Annotated in this window: 12 protein-coding genes; 2 read left to right on the forward strand and 10 right to left on the reverse strand. The window is 71.4% G+C overall.

What is annotated here, in order from left to right; genetic code table 11:
• Positions 1-161 precede the first annotated feature (161 nt).
• The 7 genes from L3i22_RS45390 to L3i22_RS45420 all read right to left on the reverse strand — a co-directional run bounded on the left by L3i22_RS45390 (position 162) and on the right by L3i22_RS45420 (position 14,369).
• Positions 162-8,495, reverse strand: a complete 8,334-nt coding sequence (locus L3i22_RS45390; RefSeq protein WP_221323606.1) for a Calx-beta domain-containing protein — start codon at positions 8,493-8,495, stop codon at positions 162-164.
• A gap of 579 nt (positions 8,496-9,074) precedes the next feature.
• Positions 9,075-9,692 carry a response regulator transcription factor gene (locus tag L3i22_RS45395; protein WP_221323607.1) on the reverse strand — a complete coding sequence of 206 codons (618 nt, stop codon included), beginning with the start codon at positions 9,690-9,692 and terminating at the stop codon, positions 9,075-9,077.
• Positions 9,693-9,732: 40 nt separating this feature from the next.
• Positions 9,733-10,869, reverse strand: coding sequence for a sensor histidine kinase (locus L3i22_RS45400; RefSeq protein ID WP_221323608.1), 1,137 nt, complete (start codon positions 10,867-10,869; stop codon positions 9,733-9,735).
• Positions 10,866-11,642, reverse strand: a complete 777-nt coding sequence (locus L3i22_RS45405) for an ABC transporter permease (RefSeq protein WP_221323609.1) — start codon at positions 11,640-11,642, stop codon at positions 10,866-10,868. The genes L3i22_RS45400 and L3i22_RS45405 overlap by 4 nt, the downstream gene beginning before the upstream one ends.
• 116 nt (positions 11,643-11,758) lie before the next feature.
• The gene (locus L3i22_RS45410; RefSeq protein ID WP_221323610.1) at positions 11,759-12,595 is read right to left on the reverse strand and encodes an ABC transporter ATP-binding protein; all 837 of its coding nucleotides are present in this window, start codon (positions 12,593-12,595) and stop codon (positions 11,759-11,761) included.
• Positions 12,596-12,696: 101 nt separating this feature from the next.
• Complete coding sequence (locus L3i22_RS45415; RefSeq protein ID WP_255657639.1) at positions 12,697-13,458, reverse strand: ABC transporter permease; 762 nt, start codon at positions 13,456-13,458, stop codon at positions 12,697-12,699.
• Positions 13,455-14,369 carry an ABC transporter ATP-binding protein gene (locus tag L3i22_RS45420; RefSeq protein WP_255657640.1) on the reverse strand — a complete coding sequence of 305 codons (915 nt, stop codon included), beginning with the start codon at positions 14,367-14,369 and terminating at the stop codon, positions 13,455-13,457. Before L3i22_RS45420 ends, L3i22_RS45415 begins: the two co-directional genes overlap by 4 nt.
• Positions 14,370-14,665: 296 nt before the next feature.
• Here L3i22_RS45420 and rnhA point away from each other — a divergent pair, with 296 nt between their 5' ends.
• The gene (gene rnhA / locus L3i22_RS45425) at positions 14,666-15,130 is read left to right on the forward strand and encodes a ribonuclease HI (protein WP_221323612.1); all 465 of its coding nucleotides are present in this window, start codon (positions 14,666-14,668) and stop codon (positions 15,128-15,130) included.
• A gap of 17 nt (positions 15,131-15,147) precedes the next feature.
• Here the strand turns inward: rnhA and L3i22_RS45430 are convergent, their stop codons facing one another.
• The gene (locus L3i22_RS45430) at positions 15,148-15,564 is read right to left on the reverse strand and encodes a MarR family winged helix-turn-helix transcriptional regulator (protein ID WP_221323613.1); all 417 of its coding nucleotides are present in this window, start codon (positions 15,562-15,564) and stop codon (positions 15,148-15,150) included.
• A gap of 63 nt (positions 15,565-15,627) precedes the next feature.
• Between L3i22_RS45430 and L3i22_RS45435 the strand changes: the two genes are divergently transcribed.
• The gene (locus tag L3i22_RS45435) at positions 15,628-16,221 is read left to right on the forward strand and encodes a TIGR03086 family metal-binding protein (protein ID WP_221323614.1); all 594 of its coding nucleotides are present in this window, start codon (positions 15,628-15,630) and stop codon (positions 16,219-16,221) included.
• A gap of 31 nt (positions 16,222-16,252) precedes the next feature.
• On the opposite strand, the gene L3i22_RS45440 is transcribed toward L3i22_RS45435, so the two are convergent.
• Both L3i22_RS45440 and L3i22_RS45445 read right to left on the reverse strand, forming a co-directional pair.
• Positions 16,253-16,600: an MmcQ/YjbR family DNA-binding protein gene (locus L3i22_RS45440; protein ID WP_221323615.1), complete on the reverse strand. Its 348-nt coding sequence runs from the start codon at positions 16,598-16,600 to the stop codon at positions 16,253-16,255.
• A gap of 36 nt (positions 16,601-16,636) precedes the next feature.
• On the reverse strand, positions 16,637-17,362 hold the full coding sequence (locus L3i22_RS45445) for a hypothetical protein (RefSeq protein WP_221323616.1): 726 nt from the start codon (positions 17,360-17,362) through the stop codon (positions 16,637-16,639).
• Between the last annotated feature and the right edge of the window lie 21 nt (positions 17,363-17,383).

The raw sequence follows: 17,383 nt of genomic DNA on the forward strand, positions 1-17,383 counted from the left end.
AACCCGGCCCTCAGCAGCGCAAACACCGGACTAGAGGTCCGTGTGAGGCGGAGCCATCCGTAATCTAACCGGCATATCCGTACCTTTTCGGCGGAACGCCTTTTTCCGGGCAGAGAAACGTTCACGTGCGGGCGAAGATCACGCGAACGGCCGCGGGCGGGTCAGCGGACCCTTACCGAGCGGGACGCCGACGTGCCGCCCAGGATGCCGAGCGACGCGGTCGCGGCGATCACCGCGCGGAACGAGTACGTCGTCCCGGACTTCAACCCCCGCGTCGTCACCGTGAACGTCCCGGCCGCGTTCAGCGCGCCCTTCTCCACGGTCTTCCAGGAGCCGCTGACCAGGCGCTGCACGCTGACGTCCTGCCCGGGCTGGTCCGGGTCGCCGCTGACCCGCAGGGTCACCGCGCCCTTCGCCCCGCTGGTCGCGGTCAGTGCCGGGTCCTGGCGGACCTGCACGGTACGCACCGGCGAGGTGAGCCCGTCGGCCCGCGCCATCAGCCGGTATCCGTTGTTGAGGGTCGGCGCGAAGGTGAACGCGCCCTCCTTGTCGGCCGTCGTGGTCTGCGCCACCCGGAACGTCCCGCCGCTGGTGCCGGCCGCGGCGAGCAGCTCGACCTTGGACCCGGCGCCGGCCTTGCCGCTGATCGCGACCCGGCCGCTGCCGGTGAGGACGGCGGAGCTCAGCGCCAGGGTCGGCACGGTCGCCCGGTCGTTGTCCGCGATGGTCACCGTCGCCTGCGTCCGGGCTCGGACGACGTCGCTCGGGGACGGGTCGCCGAGACGTACGGCAAAGCTCTGGTCGGTTTCTTTCTGTTTGTCGTCGATGATCGGCACGGTGATCGTCGACTGATCGGTGCCGGGCTCGAAGGTGAGCGTGCCGGACGAGTCGGTGTAGTCCTCGTCGGCGAGCGCCGTGCCGGCGACGGTCCGCCAGGGCAGCGTCACGGTCCGTTCGGTGCCGGTGGTGCCCTTGGCGAAGACCAGCGTCACCGGCAGGGTGACCGTGCCGTCGTCCTCGGCCGCGGAACCGTCGGCGATGGTGACCCCGGGCGTCTGGTCGTCCGGGTCGTCGGTGATCCGGTAGTCCGCGCTGACGTCACCGGCAGTGACGGTGAAGCCCTCGGTGTCCTCGTCGACGGTGTCGTCGACCAGACCGATCGTGCCCAGGGTGACCACCGTGCCGTCCGGCGTGCCGCCGGGCAGGCTGAGCGAGCCCAGGCGGTCGTCGTCGTAGTCGCCCGGCTCGGCCGGATCCCCGGTCGCCGAGCCGGCGATCTTCACGGTGCCCATGTCGAGGTCACGCTGCGCGACCCCGGTGACCGTGCCGCGCAGTTCGAGGGTCTCCCCCTCGGCGCCGGTCGCCGGCCGCAGCGTGATCGTCGGCCGGGCGTCGTCGTCGACGATGGTCAGCGACCCCACCTGCGCGGGTCCGGTGGCGTCGCGCTCGCCGGCGGCCAGCGCGACGGTGATCGCCGCGGACTCGTCGCCCTCGTAGACGGCGTCCTGGACGATCGGGACGGTGATCGTGCCGGTCCGGCTGCCCATCGGGATGCGCAGCGTGCCGGCCGGCGCCCGGAAGTCGTCGCCGGTCGCGGTGCCGTTCTGGGTGGTGACGGTGAGGTCGACGTCGTCCTGGGCCGGAACGGTCAGCGCGACGGTGAACGTCGCGTTGCCCGAGCCCTCGGCGGCGGTCCCGCCGGTGACCGAGAAGGTCGGCAGCGGGACGTTCTGGTCGTTGTCGGTGATGGTGATCGTGCTGGTGGCGGTGCTGATCGCGGCGTCGGCCGGGGTGACCGCGGTCGCCTGGACCTGGAACGTCTCGCTGATCTCGTTGCGCAGGTCGTCGACGATCGGCACGCTGATCGTGCCGCCGCTGCCGCCGGCCGCGATGACCAGCGGGTTCGGGGTGGCGACGCCGTAGTCGTTGGCGCTCGCGGTGCCGGCGACGGTCTGGTGGGCGACCGAGACGGACTGCTCGGTCGAGGTGGCGGCGGTGCGGGCCGGGTCGAAGACCAGGCTCACCGGCACGGTCGCGGTCCCGGCGCCCTCGGCGACGGTCACCGGACCCCCGAGGGCCACCGCGGGCGGCTTGTCGTTCGGGTCGTCGGTGATCCGGTACAGCGCGGACACCGCTCCGGCGGCCGGGACGCCGGTGTTGGTCGCGGTGATCTTGACCGTTTCGGTCACCTCGTCGACGGTGTCGTCGGCGAGTCCGAGCGTACGGACGGTGAGCGGCGCGGTCTGGCCGGCGGGCAGGGTGAACGAACCGCCGCCCGGCGTCAGGGTGTAGTCGCTCGGCTCCGCCCCATCCGCACCGTTGGTGGCGTCGGCGGCCGCGGTGAGCGAGTACGTCAGATCGTTCTCGGCCACGCCGGTCGGGGTGGCGACGACGTCCAGGCTGCCGCCCTCGGCGCCCTCACCGCCGTTGAGGGCGATCACCGGGACCGCGTCGGCGCTGTGGATGGTCAGGCCGCGGTCCTGCGCCGCCCCGATCACGTTCAGCTCGGTCGCGGCCGGGGCGACGGTCAGCGTGGCCTGCTCGTCCGCCTCGTACGTATCGTCGTTGTTGATCTCGACCTGCACCGTCGCGGTGGTCTCGCCCTTGGCGATCGTCGGGTGCGCGTCCGAGAGCGTGTAGTCGTCCCAGCCCGGATGTCCGCCCGCGGTGTGCGTGCTGACGTCGGCCATCGTCGCGTCGAAGGTGACCGTCGCGGCGGCCGGCTCGTCGAGCGTGATCGTGTACTGCGCGACGTCGCCCTCGTCGGCGACGACCGGGTCGGAGACGGTGAATCCCGGCGCCGGGGTGTCGTCGTTGGTGATCGTGACCGTGCCGCTCGGGCGGACCAGACCGTCCGAGTTCTGCGGGTTGCTCAGGTCGACGCCGAACGACTCGTCCAGTTCGTAGGCGCCGTCGTCGCCGATCCCGACCTCGATGTCCTTGCTGGTCTCACCCGGCGCGAAGGTCAGGGTGCCGTTCTGCGGGTCGTAGTCGGAGATCGCGTCGGCGCTGCCGTCCGTGCTGCCGCTGCTGGTCTGGTAGTCGACCTGGATCTGCTTCTCGGTGCTCAACGCCGAGCTGTCGCTGAAGTCGAGCGTGACCGGGACGACCGCCGGACCGTCGTTCTCGGCCACCGGCGTGTTCGCCGGGATGGCGATCTTCGGGTCCCGGTCGTCCGGGTCGTCGGTGATCTGATAGCCGCCGGTCACGTCGGCCACCCCGGCCACCGTGTCGTTGTGCACGCTGACCAGCAGGTGTTCGGTCTCCTCGGCGACGGTGTCGTCGAGCAGCGGGACCGTCCGCAGGGTCACCTCGGTGCCGGACGGCGTGCCCGGCGGAAGCGGGAACGTCAGTCCGCTGTCGGTGTAGTCGGCGCCCTCGGCCGGATCGCCCGCCAGCGAGTCCCCGGCGAGGGTCAGCGAGTAGGTCGTCGCGGACTGGGCGGTTCCGGTCACCGTCGCCTTGACCGCGACCGTGCCGCCCTCCGCGCCCTCGGCCGGGATCAGCGTCAGCGTGGGCGCCTGGTCGTCGTTGGTGATCGTCACCGTGCGATCCGCCTGCGCCCCGGTCGCGTTCACCTCGTTGGCGGCCAGCGCGATCGACAGGGTGGCCGTCTCGTCGGCCTCGTAGATCTCGTCGGCGGTGGTCGCCACCTCCACCTCGACCGAGGTCTGGCCCTTCGGGATGGTGAACGTGCCGGCCGGCGCGGTGTAGTCGTCGGCGCTGGTCGTCACATCGGCCATCGCGGCCGTGAAGTGGAGGTCCGCGGGCGCCGCCACGTCCAGGGACACCGTGTAGAAGGTGCTCCCGCCCTCGTTCACCGGCTGCGAGGCCGACACGCTGAAGACCGGCTTGTGCGCGCTGTCGTCGTCGGTGATCGTCACCGTCGTGCCGGCCGGGTCGATCCCGCTCGCGTTGGACGCGTTGGCGAGGCCGACGTCGAAGGTCTCGGACAGCTCGTAGACGGCGTCGTCGATGATCGCCACGGGAACGTCTTCGCTGGTGTCGCCGGGAGCGAAGGTGAGCGTCCCGGTCGCCGCGGTGAAGTCGGTCCCGTCGCCGGCCGTGTCCGGGTCGGTGCCCCAGTCCGCCGTGACGGTCTTCTCGGTGCTGGTCGCGGCGCTGTCGCTGAAGTCGAGCGTGACCGGGACGTTCGCCGTGCCGACGCCCTCCGCGAACGACTGCGGGCCCGGGGCGACGATCACCGGCGGGAGGTCGTCCGGGGCATCGTAGAGCGGGAAGTCGGTGTAGACGTCGGTGACCCCGGACACCGTGGAGTTGTGCACGGTGACGCCGACGAACTGCACGTCCTCGTCCTTGTCGTCGTCCAGGACCGGGACCGACGTGAGCGGCAGGATGCTCCCGGACGCGGTGCCCCCGGGGACCACGACCGTGGCCGGGGTGGCGGTGAAGTCAGCCGGATCGGCGGCGAGGATGCCGCTAGTCGTGCTGGGGGCGAAGTTCAGCGTGTAGGTCATGGCGACCTCGGCGCTGCCCTGCAGGATGCCGATCACCGGCGCCGTGCCACCCTCGTCGCCGCCGTTGGAGGAGACCGACAGCGTGGGCTTCGCGTCGTCGTCGGCGATGGTCACCGCCGTGTCGATCGGGCCGCCGGTCGCGTTGGTCTCGCTCCCGGCCAGGGCGACGTGCAGCGTGGCCGTCTGGTCACCCTCGTACATCGTGTCGGGGGTGGTGTGCAGGTTGATCGCGGCCAGCATGCCACCCTTCGGGATGGTGATCGCGACGTCGGTCAGGTGGTAGTCGTCGTTGTGGGTCGTCCCGTTCACCATCGTCACGTCGAGGTGGACGTCCGCGACCGCGGGCGCGGCCAGCTCCACCTTGTAGACGGCGGAGTCGCCCTCGGGGATCGGGGTGCCCGGCGTGATCACGGTGACCCCGTCGGCCGGCTGGACGCGCTCGACGGTGAAGCCCGGCTTGTTGGCGCTGTCGTCGTCGGTGATCGTCACCGTGGTGACGGCCGGGTCGACATCGGCGCCCTGCGGGTTGCTGAAATTGACGTCGAACGTCTCGTCCAGCTCGTAGAAGGCGTCGTCGATCAGGGCCACGTCCGCCGACTTGCTGGTCTGGCCCGCCGCGAAGGTCATCGTCCCGGAGGTCCCCTGGAAGTCCTCGTCGGGCATGGCGGTACCGGAGTCGGCCGACCAGTTCACCGACACGGTCTTCTCGGTCGCCGTCGTCGACCCGCTGAACTGCAGCGTGACCGGCACGGTCGCGGTGCCGTCGTCCTCCGCGACGCTCACCGTGCCGTCCGGGACGATGAGCGGGGGCAGGTCGGCCACGTCGTCGTCGATGCCGTACGCCGAGGAGACCGGCGCGGCGGACGGATGCGTGGCGTTGCTCAGGGTGACGCCGACGTACTGCTCGTCCTCGTCGATCGTGTCGTCGGCGAAGTCGATCGAACCGACCGTGAAGGCGTGCCCGGACGTCGTGTTGGCGGGCACCACCAGGTCGGGCAGGTTTGCGGTGTAGTCCGCCACGTCCGCCGCGACCCTGCCGTTCGACGAGTCCCCGGCCGCCGCGACCGTGAAGGTCATGGCCGCCTGGGCGACGCCGTGCACGGTCGCGATCACGTCCACCGAGTTGCCCTCGGCGGCGTCCTGGGTGTTCAGCGTGAGGGTCGGGATCGGGTCGTCGTCGGTGATCGTCACCGTGCGGTCCACCTGCGCTCCGGTGGCGTTGTTCTCGCCGCCGGCCCGGGCGATCGACAGGGTGGCGGTCTCGTCACCCTCGTACAGGACGTCGGGGGTGGTCTGCACCACCACGGTCGCCGTGGTCTCCCCCGCCGGGATCGTGAACGTGCTGTTCGCCAGGGTGTAGTCGGCCACGTCGGCCGTCACGCCCGCCATCGACGCGGTGAAGTGGATGTCCGCCACGGCCGGCGCGGCCAGCGTGACCGTGTAGGTGAGCGAGCCGCCCTCGGCCACCGCCCCCGGGCTGGAGACGGTGAACCCCGGCGCGGGATCGTTGTCGTTGATGGTGACCACGTCGGTGGGCACCGCGATGGTGGCGTTGGTCGCGTTGCTGAGGTTGACGTCGAAGTGCTCGGAGAGCTCGTAGGCGCTGTCGTCGACGAGCGGCACCGGGATGTTCTCCGGGTTGCCCAGCGCGCCGAAGGTGAGCGTGCCACCCGTCGTCGTGTAGTCGCCGGGAGCGAGGGCAGTGCCCGGGGCGGTCCCGTACTGGACCGTGATCGACTTCTCGGACTTGGTGGCGGTGCTGCCCGTCCAGTCCAGGGTCACCGGGATGTCGAGCGGGCTGGCGGCGTTCTCGGCGACGGACTGGGCCGCCGACATGGTGATCGCGGGCGGCGTGTTGAGCGGATCATCATGAATCGTCAGGTTGCCCGACACCGCGGCTTGACTACCGAGCGTCACATTGATCTTGACGGTCTGGTCATCCTCGTCGATGTCGTCGTCCACCACCGCGATGGTGCCGAGCGCGATGGAGGAGACGCCCGGGAGGAGCGTGCCGGAGAGCGTCGCCGAGCTGCTGTCGAAGTCGGCGCCCTGAGCGGTCCCGCCGGTCAGATCCGCGGTCCAGTTGATCGAGGCCTGGGCCGAGCCGGTCACCGTCGCGGTCACGGTGACGGGTCCGTCCCCTTCGGTCGCGGCCGGCGGGGCCAGCGTGACCGACGGCGCCTGGTCGTCGTTCTGCAGGGTCAGCGTCCCGTCCACCGTCGAACCGAGGACGCCGGCGTTCGGCGTGGCGCTGATCGTCGCCGACTCGTCGGTCTCGAACACGGTGTCCGCGTTGATCGTCACCGGGATGTCCAGCGCGATCGACTCGGCCGGGAACGTCAGCGTCGCCGACGCCCGGGTGTAGTCGTCCGAGCCCGGCGTGACCCCACCGGTGGTGGCCGTCCCCGGCGTCGCGGCGACGTCCACGGTGACGGTCTGGCTGCTCGGGTTGCTCAGCGTGGCGACGAACGTGGCGGTGCCGTTGCCCTCCGGCCGGGAGATGCTGGAGACCGAGACCAGCGTCGGCTCGGTGTCGTCGTCCGGGATGGTCACCGGGGTGGTGCCGAATCCGGAGATCGGCGCGCCGCCCGGGTTGGTGAGCGCGATGTCGAACGTCTCGTCGCCGGGCTCGTACACGTTGTCGCCGTGGATCGTGACGTCGATCGTCTTGTGCTTCTCGCCGACCCCGAAGGTGAGCGTTCCCGACGTGTTGTCGAGATCCTTGCCGTCGGTGGCGGAGTCCCCCACGACCGTGTAGCCGACGCTGACCGGCGCCTGCGGTGCGACCGTGAGGTTGACGTCGTACTGCTGGACGTGGGTCCCGGAGTTTCCCTCGGCCAGCGTGCCGACCGGGGTCAGCGTGATCGCGTTGTCGACGATCTTGCCGGTGACACTGGCGGTGCCCAGGGTGGCGTTCACCGGGCTGCTGAGCGTGACCCCGACGGTCTCCTGCCCCTCGACGAAGGCGTCCGCGACGGTCGGCACGTCGATCATCGCGTTCTGCTGGCCGGCCGGGATGGTCAGGGTCTGGTTCGTCACCGCGGCGTAGTCGGTCCCGGGCGACGCCGTGCCGCCCGAGGTGTCCGCCCGGACCGTCACCGGCAGTTTGGACGGCGCGTCCAGGCTGACCACGAAGTGCAGCGTGTCCCCCTCGGCGGCGTCCGGCGCCGCCTCGACCGACACCACGGGCGGCGAGTCGTCGTCGGTGATGTTCACCGTCGCGGTGGTGGGCGTGCCCTCGGTCGCGTTCGTCGGCACCCCGCCGACCACCGTGAACGTCTCGGGCGACGTCTCGTCCAGCGCGTCCGGCAGGATCGGCACGCTCACGGTGCCGCTGGACACCCCGGGAGCGATCGCCAGCGCCCCGGCCGGCTCCGCGGTGTAGTCCTCCCCGGCGGTGGCCGATCCGTCGGCGGTGCTGTACGGGATCATGATCGACTTGGCCGAGAAGTGCGACAGCGTGGCGGTCACGACCGCGGCCGGATCACTCTCACCGACCGTCACCGGCGTACCCAGCGTGTACGTCGGCTCCGCGTCGGTGTCGAGCATCGACCCGTACGCCGTGTCGGTCACCGTCGTGAGCGTCGGATCCATCAGCTGCAGCACGAACGACTCGTCGTACTCGTCGGTCGAGTCGGCCTTGCCCTGCACGGTCAGCCGCTTCACCACGTCCCGGGTGCTCGCGTTGAACGTCGTGGTGCCGCTGATCGCGGTGAAGTCCAGGCCGGGCGTGGCCGGATGCTCCGCGGTCGGGTCCCCGATCGCGCGATAGCCCAGCGTGTAGGTCCCGGTCGACGGACCCACCCGGCGCACCTGGAACGTGAACGTCCCGTCCTCGTTGTCCTCGATGTCCGCGTCGATCACGATGTCGCCGGGCGCGGCGATCGCCGGGGCGGGCAGCACCACAGCGCCCGGGACGAGTCCGGCCGCCGCCGCGGCCACGATCGAGACGGCCAGCCGGAACCGGTGCGGCGCCCAGAGACGGATCGGTGGCTGATGACTCGGTCGTTCCCGCATTTCGGCCCCCTAGAGCGGTCATCAGGCGCACTGAGCAGCGGATACCTGCCGCGCCACCGGTAATGTAGCTGCCCCATTAGCGGTATATGAGGGGAATTCCGGTTTCCCGCGTTTCATCGATCAGCGGCAGCGCCCCGCCGTCCGATCGATTGCCGGGGCGCACCTCCGCCGGCCCGATGAGCTGATCACCGGGGCCAACTTCGAAGATCAAATTCTTGATTGCCTACGCTGCGGCCAATAACTGATCGTCGCTCCCGCGGGGACCCTTCCGGGCCTCGCAGGGCGCGGGGCGCCCAGAACGCGAGACCCTCCAGGGCGACGTCCGCCGTTGGTCACGGAAACCCGTCGACCCCGCCGCCGTTGGTTGCGGAAACCCGTCGACCCCGCCCACGTCCGACCAGGACTGACCACGAGCAGGCCCGCGAGGCAGCGGCCCGCGCAAGGCCCAGCCTCGCTTCCCGGGTCCGGCTGGTGCTCAGGGCTGCCTTCGGCGCCCTGCCACAGCACTCAGCGCCAGCCGGCAAGCGTGAGCGGTCGGCCCGTCGGTCAGTCGGCCGGCCGGTGGCGGCTGCGTCGTCGTCAGAGCAGGTCGTGGCGCATGGCGGTGGTCACGGCGGCGGTGCGGTCGGCGACGTCCAGCTTGTTGAAGACGCGCAGCAGGTGGGTCTTCACGGTCGCCTCCGAGATGAACAGCCGCTTCCCGATGTCGGCGTTGGTGAGACCGGCCGCGACCAGCTTCAGCACCTCGGTCTCGCGCGCCGACAACGCCGGCGGCGCGGGGCTGCGCACCTGCCGGATCAGCGTCGACGCCACGCTCGGCGCGAGCACGGTCTCCCCGCGCGCGGCGGCCCGCACCGCGTCCGCGAGCTCGGCCGGCGACGCGTCCTTGAGCAGGTATCCGCTGGCCCCGGCCTCGATCGCGCGCAGGATGTCCCGATCCGACTCGTAGGTGGTCAGCACCATGACCCGGATCTCCCGGTTCCCGGCGAGGATCCGGCCGGTCGCCTCCACCCCGTCGCCGCCGGGCATCCGCAGGTCCATCAGCACGATGTCGGGACGCTCCCGCAGCGCGATCTCGGTGCCCTCCACCCCGTCCGACGCCTCCCCGATCACGGTCAGGTCCGGCTCGGCGTCGAGCATGCCGCGCAGCCCCATCCGCACCACCGGATGATCGTCGACAAGCAGAATCCGGATCACGCGAGAACCTCTCTCGTTGCCTTTGTCGCCGCCGGGCGGGTCACGCCGGGATCTCCAGTTCGATCGTGGTTCCGGTGTCGGGGTCACTGCGGACGCTCAGCGTGCCGCCGACCTGCTCGGCACGCTGGCGCATCCCGGGCAGCCCGAACCCACCGGTGCCGGCCGGCTCGAACCCGCACCCGTCGTCCCGGACGACCAGCCGCACCGACCCGGGCGAATACGCGAGCAGCACCGCCACCTCGTTCGCGTGAGCGTGCCGGCGCACGTTCGCCAGCGCCTCCTGGGTCGCCCGCAACAGCACCACCTCGACGGGCGTCGGCAGGTCCCGGGGGTCACCGGTGACCCGGAACCCGGCCGGCACGCCGGTCTCCTCACCGAAACGGGACGCTTGACGTCGTACCGAATCAAGCAGTCCGGAAGCCAAAGCGGAGGGTGCGAGAGCAGCGACGATGGCCCGGCTCTCAGCCAGATTCTCCCGCGCGGTGCGAACCGCGAGCGCCAGGCGCTCGTCCCGCAGCGCCGGATCGGCGGCCTGGATCAGCGTGATGATGCTGGTGAAGCCCTGCGCCAGGGTGTCGTGGATCTCGCCGGCCAGGCGGGTGCGCTCGGCGATCACGCCGGCCTCGTGGGAGAGCCGGGCGTTCTCGGCGCGACTGGCCTCCAGCTCGGCGATCAGTTTCGCCCGCTCGGTGCTCTGCTGAATCACCCGGATGATCCACATCCCGAGCCAGATCCCGCCCACCGCGGAGATCGCCGAGATCACCAGGTCCATCTTCCAGTTGCCCTCGCCGGTGATCAGATCGACCACCGTCGGCACCGAGGTGACCAGCACAACCGTAGCGATGGCAAGGCGGACCGGAGCCAGCTGGAAGATCAGCGGAATGATCGCGAACAGCAGCCAGGAGGCCACCGGCACGGTAGCCGCGGCCACCACGAAGAGCACGACCTGCACGGCCAGCACCGTGATCGAAAGCGGACCGTCGATGCCGCGCGCCACCCGCCAGCCGAGCCCCGCGTGCAGCGTGGCCATCCCGGCGATCGCGACGAGCCCGATCGCCTTCTCCCCGGTGGTCGCCGCGGAGCCGACGACCGCGGCCGCGTTGGCGGCCGCGATCACGAAGAAGTAGATGTCCCACCAGCGCGAATAGGCGACGTGGACGGTGGCCGACTCGGTCATCGGTCCTTTTCGCTCCACCGGAAGGTCGCCAGGCACAGCACCAATCCGATCACACACCACGCGCCGAGCACCATCGCCGTCCGGCCCAGCTCCCAGGAGCCGGCCGCCTCCATGGACTTCATGCTGTCCGGCAGGAACACGTACCGGAAGCCCTGCGCCATCCACTTGATCGGGAAGAACGAGGCCACGGTGATCAGCCAGGACGGCAGCTGGGTGATCGGGTGGATGAAGACGCCGGAGATGAAGTTCATCGCCACCACCGGCACGTTCAGGATCGCGCCGGCGCTGCGGGCGTGCTTGACGATCGCGCTGACCGCGACACCGAGCAGCGAGCAGGCGGTGACCGAGAGGATCAGCAACCAGGCGAAGGTGAGCCAGTGGCTGGCGTCCGGCAGCGGCATGTCGAAGAACAGCGTGCCGACCAGGATGAGCAGCGCCGCCTCGGCGATGCTCAAGGTCAAGACCAGGATCAACTTCCCGATCAGGTACGCCGACACCGGCAGCGGCGTGCCGCGCAGACGCTTGAGCGTGCCGTCCTCGCGATCCAGGGCCAGCCCCGAACCCATGGTCACGAAGCCGGTGGTCAGGATGCCGTAGGCCAGCATGCTCGCGGCGTAGATCTGGCCGGCGCTGACCCCGGGCTGCTCGGAGGAGTCCCCGAAGATCGTCCCGAACAGCAGCAGAAGCATCGCCGGGAACAGGAACGTGAACACGACCGCGGTCCGGTCCCGGAAGAACTGCACCACCTCGACGTAGCCACGGCTCAAACTCATCCCCAGCGACCCCGGCGCCCGCCCAGCCCCCGCACCCGCGCCGCTCGCGCCCTGGCCCGCGACGCTCCCGTCCGGGTTCGCGGTCGTCCCCGTGTTCCGCTCCGGGCTGGTGGCCGTCATCGCTGTGCTCCGATCAGGGTCAGGTAGGTGTCTTCGAGGGTCGGCCGGGTAACCGTGAGCGTCCGCAGGTCGGTCCCGTCCGAGGCCAGCTTGCGGATCAGCTCGCTCGGGTCGGCGAGTTGCTCGGTCCGGATCCGCCCGCCCTCCTGCCAGGAGACCTTGGAGCCGGCCGCGGCCCGCCCGCCGAGCGTCGCCGGGGTGCCCTCGGCCACGATCCGCCCGTCGGCCAGCACCGCGAGCCGGTCCGCGAGCGCTTCGGCCTCGTCCAGGTAGTGCGTGGTCAGCAGGATCGTGGTGCCGTCCCCGGCCAGCGTCCGGATCAGGTCCCAGAACTGCCGCCGCGCCGCCGGGTCGAACCCGGTCGTCGGCTCGTCCAGGAACAGCAGCTCAGGCCGCCCCACGATGCCGAGCGCCACGTCCACCCGGCGCCGCTGCCCACCGGACAGCGTCCGGATCTTGCTGCCCCGCTTCTCGGTCAGCCCGACGAGCTCGATCACCTCGTCGGTCCCCCGCGCCCCCGCGTAGAACCCGCCCACGTGCCGCACCATCTCGGCCACCGTGAGATCGGCCGCGTCGTCGGCGTCCTGCAGCACGATCCCGATCCGCGACCGCCAGGCCTGCCCCGCCGTGCCCGGATCCTCGCCGAGCACCCGCACGTCCCCGCCGTTGCGCCGCCGGTGCCCTTCCAGGATCTCGACGCTGGTGGTCTTGCCGGCCCCGTTCGGCCCCAGCAGCGCGAAGATCTCCCCACGGGCGACAGTCAGGTCGATCCCGCGAACCGCGTCCTTGCCCTTGTATGTCTTCCGAAGTCCGGTGACCTCAATGGCTTCCATGCCGAGAATCGTCCCGTCCGGCCCCACCCCACCGGAACGACCACGCGACGGTCACCGCCTGTCCACCGATCGATGGACCCCAGCCCCCGCCCCGCCGTGGCTTACTCCCAGCGGAACTTGCGGGCCGCGAGCGTCAGCCAGACCACCGCCCACGTGCCGAGCGCCAGCCAGATCGACAGTGGAATGCTGGTGCCGGTCATCGTCGTGTCCCGCAGCGCCTGCGCGTGCGCCGCCAGCGGCAGCAGGAACCAGCCCACCGTCCCCAGGTCCGGCGCCGCGAACATGATCCCGCCCACGGACAGCATCAGCACGTAGATCAGCGTCGCCGCGCCCGTCGTCGTCTCCGGCTTCAGCACGCTGGCCAGCAGCAGCGCGAGCCCGCTGTACCCCGCGGCGGCCAGCACGGTCACCCCGGCCGCCGGCAGGATGTCGCCGAACTGCGGCCGCCACCCGACCAGGAACCCGACCAGCCCCAGGAAGATCACCTGCAGCACGATCTGGACCAGGATCGCGGCCGTCTTGGCGAGCAGCAGCCCGGGCCGGGTCAGCGGCGAGGCGCCGAGCCGCTTGAGCACGCCGTAGCTGCGCTCATACCCGGTCGTGATCGCCTGCCCGGTGAAGGCCGTGGACATCACGGTCAGCGCGAGCACCCCGGGAACGACGAACCCGAGCCGGTCGTCGGTCGGCAGGTTGGTGGCGTGGGTCAGGCCGGCGCCGAGCAGCACCAGCAGCGGCACGCCCATGGCCAGCACCACGGCCTCGCCCCGCCGCGCGGTGAGGAGCAGCTCCATCCGGATCTGCTTGCCGATGATCGTGCGCATCGGGGCCCGGCCGGGCGCCGGGGAGAACGTTCCGGCGGTCACTTCGCTGCTCCGACTGGATTCTGGGTGGTCAGGGAGAGATACACGTCCTCGAGCGTCCGGCGGCGGCTGCTCACCGCGGTGACGTGCGCGTCCGCCGAAGCGAACCAGCCCAGCACGTCGGCCAGGGCCCGGGTGTCCAGGGCGCCGGTGATCGCATACTCCCCCGGGGAGGTCTCGGCCACCTCGTGGAGCGCCTTCAGCGGGGCCAGGTCGAGGCCGGGATCGGCGCGGACCTCGAGCAGGTCGATGCCGGCGGCCGCGGTCAGCTCGCCCGGCGTGCCGGTCGCCGCGACCTCGCCGGACCGCATGATCACCACGTCGTCGGCCAGGCGCTCGGCCTCGTCGAGCAGGTGCGTGGTGAGCAGCACGGAGACGCCGTCGGCGCGCAGCTCCTCGATGAGCTGCCAGGTGGTGTGGCGGGCCTCGGTGTCCATGCCGGCGGTCGGCTCGTCCAGGAACACCAGCTCGGGCCGGCCGACCAGGGCGACCGCGAGGCTCAGCCGCTGCTGCTCGCCCCCGGAGAGCCGGCGGAACCGGGTCTTCTCCACCTTGCGGAGGCCCAGCCGGTCGAGCAGCATGTCCGGATCCAGCGGATTCGCCGCGAACGAGGCGAACAGGCGAAGGATCTCCCCGGCCGCGGCCCAGGGGTAGACGCCACCGGACTGCAGCATGATGCCCAGCCGTGGCATCAGCGCGTCGTGCTCGGCGACCGGGTCCATGCCGAGGACGCGGGCCGTGCCGGCGTCCGGTTTACGGAAGCCCTCGCACACCTGGAGCAGGCTGGTCTTGCCGGCGCCGTTGTGGCCCAGCAGGGCGAGCACCCGCCCGCGCGGGGCGCAGAGCGACACCCCTTTGACGGCCGTCGTGTCGCCGTAGCGCACCACGACGTCTCGTACCTCAACCGCGGCCACGTCGCCACCCACCATGAGCTCCGCCCATCCGATCCGCCTCCGGCCACGATACGGCGGGCCCGGCCGGGGCCCACCCGGGGCAGCCCACGGATGGCCTCCCTCACTGCCGTCCCATCCGATCGGTCGTTCCCGCCCTGGTCTCATCACCGCCGCCACCTCCTCGTCCCGCGCCCCTCGGCCTGCCCTCACTCTTCTCCTCCGGCGATCCCGTCGCGCCCTACCAAAGAACCCCTCACCCGTACTTTCGGCCGGTTGCCCTCCTTCTGCGGGCCGGCGGTTTCGGTAGGGTTCGCGGCATGAGTGAGCAGAGCCGCGCCGTGCAGATCTACACCGACGGGGCCTGCGCGCCGAATCCCGGACCGGGCGGCTGGGGCGCCGTCCTGCGGTGGGGCCAGGCCGAGAAGGACCTGTGCGGCGGCGAGGCCACCTCGACCACCAACAACCGGATGGAGCTGATGGCTCCGATCCGCGCCCTGGAGACGCTGAACCGCGCGCCGCTCGTCGTCGACATCTACACCGACAGCGTCTACGTCAAGGACGGCATCACCAAGTGGATCCCGCGCTGGCGGGCCAACGGCTGGCAGACCTCGGCCCGGCAGCCGGTCAAGAACGTGGACCTCTGGCAGCGTCTCGACGCCGCGGTCCAGAAGCACGAGGTCAGCTGGCACTGGGTGAAGGGCCACGCCGGCCATCCGGAGAACGAGCGGGCCGACCGCCTGGCCGCCCGGGGCCTTCAGGAAGCGGTCGCGGCCGCCGGGTGAACCCGACCCCGGTCAACTCACCCGATGCGGTTGGCGAGGGCTGACAACGTACGCAGGAAGGTCTCTTGATCTTCTTGGGGTAGATCCCCCATCAGCAGGTCCTCGGCCGCCCGGATCTCGGCCTGGATCGCCCGGTGCGTGGCGCGGCCGGCGTCGGTCAGCCCGAGCAGCCGCACCCGCCGGTCCGCCGGGTCCGGTTCGCGCTCGATGAGCGCGCGTTCCTGCAGGTCGTCGAGGACCGGGATGAGCCGCGTCTTGTCCGCGCCGATGCTCGCGGCCAGCGCCGCCTGGGTTCGCACCGAGCCGCCGGCCAGTGCGTTCAGCACCACGTAGGCCCACATCGACACCCCGTGCCGGGTCAGGATCGGCTGCTCCATCGCGATCAGCCGCCGCCCGAACCGGGCGACCAGCGCGCCGAGATCATCCCTCGCCATCCGCGCAGCTTTTCATGCCCCGTCCGGCTTGACTAATCGTACGCTGAAGTAGATCGTAAGCTTATGCCTACGATTACTGAGGACCTCCGGCCGATCCACTCGACCGTCATCCGCGCCACCGCCGACCTGGTCGGCCGGGCCACCGTCGCCGATCTGACCCGCCCGACCCCGTGCGCCGGCTGGGACCTCGGCGACCTGCTCGCGCACATGACCGTGCAGCACCTCGGCTTCGCCGCCGCGGCTCGGGGACACGGCGCCGACCCGGCCGTCTGGACGCCGGTGCGGCCCGGCGCCGATTTCGCCGAGCGGTATGCCGAGGCAGCCGACGCGGTCATCGATGCCTTCGCCGCCCCGGACGCCCTCGTCCGGGAGGTACACCTGCCGGAGCTGAGCCCCGACCGCACCTTCCCGGGGCGCCTGGCGCTCACGTTCCACCTGGTCGACTACGTGGTGCACGGCTGGGATGTCGCCACGGCGCTCGGGCTCCCGTTCCGCCCGTCCCCGGAGGCCCTGGCCGCCACCCTGCCGATCGCCCGCAGCGTCCCCGGCGGCGCGGCGCGCCTCGCCCCGGGAGCGGCCTTCGCCCCCGCCCTGCCGGTGCCGCCGGACACCGACCCGCTCACCGAGATCCTCCTGCTCCTCGGCCGCCGGCCCTGAACCCTCAGCCCGCCGGCCCTCAACCCAGCGGTCAGGCCAGGCGTGGCAGGTAGGCCGACCACACCTTCTTCGGCACGACCATGCGCCACGCGTCCAGCACCAACTCGGTCATCTCCGCCTCGTCCAACCCGGCCAGATGCGCCTGCACCCAGTTGAACCGCAGGTCGGACTCGCGCGGCAGATGGTAGGTGGCCGGATTCGCGGCGATCAGCGCGTCGCGTTCCTCCTTCGGATAGCCGAACCCCATGACGGTCTCGTCCCGCGAGAAGGCGACGTAGACGATCTTGCCCACGCGGAACTTCACCCTGTCCCGGATCAGGTGCTCGGTGCTTCGTGGCAGATCCCGGGCGACCCGCCGTACGTCATCGACGGTGACCATGCCCCGAACCTAATCCGGGGGTACGACAGAAACGGCTCACTGCCCACGCGGGCGCGGCACCGGCGGATCCGACGGCTCCTCCGGCGCCCGGACCTTGGCCCGGGCCACCCGGTCGGCGGCCAGCTTGTAGGTCGCCGCCCGGACCAGCTCGTCCGGCACGGTGTGCCGACCGGCGCTCTCCGGCTCCGCCGAGTGCCGGGCGCGCGGCGCGGGAACCGACGCCGGACCCGGCTCCGGCAGCGGGGCGACGGCCGGGTCCGGCTCGGCCGGCCAGTGCGGATCCGGCAGGGAGGAGTAGTGCACCCCGCCGTCCGCGGCCGGCTCGGGCAGGCCGGGGTGCGGCGCCGGCGCCGGGAAGCCGACCGACGACGGCCGCGGCGTCCCGGACGAATCCGGGGCACGGCGACGGACCGGCACCAGCGGCGGCGGGTCCGCCACCGCGGAAACCACGGGCGCCGGGGCGGGCGGAGCCGGTTCGGGAACGACCGTGGCCTCCGGCTCAGGGACCGAATCACCCGTTCGGGGAGCGCCCTCCCCGACCACCACCGAGGCCCGGACCGCCCCGCGCCGCCGTGGTCCGGCCACCCGGGCCGCCAGACTGAACACACTTCGGGCAGCATGGTCATATCCGTCCCGATATGCCTCTTCCCGCTCCTCCCCGCCCATGCGCCGCTCGTGCATCCGCCCCAGCGCGTAGCCGATACAGCCCACGAACACGCTGAGCAGGACAAGCAGGATGACAGAGTTCCCCGGTGCGCTCATGCCGGAGATTGTGCCGATTCG

The organism is Actinoplanes sp. L3-i22 (assembly GCF_019704555.1).
Lineage (GTDB): Bacteria > Actinomycetota > Actinomycetes > Mycobacteriales > Micromonosporaceae > Actinoplanes.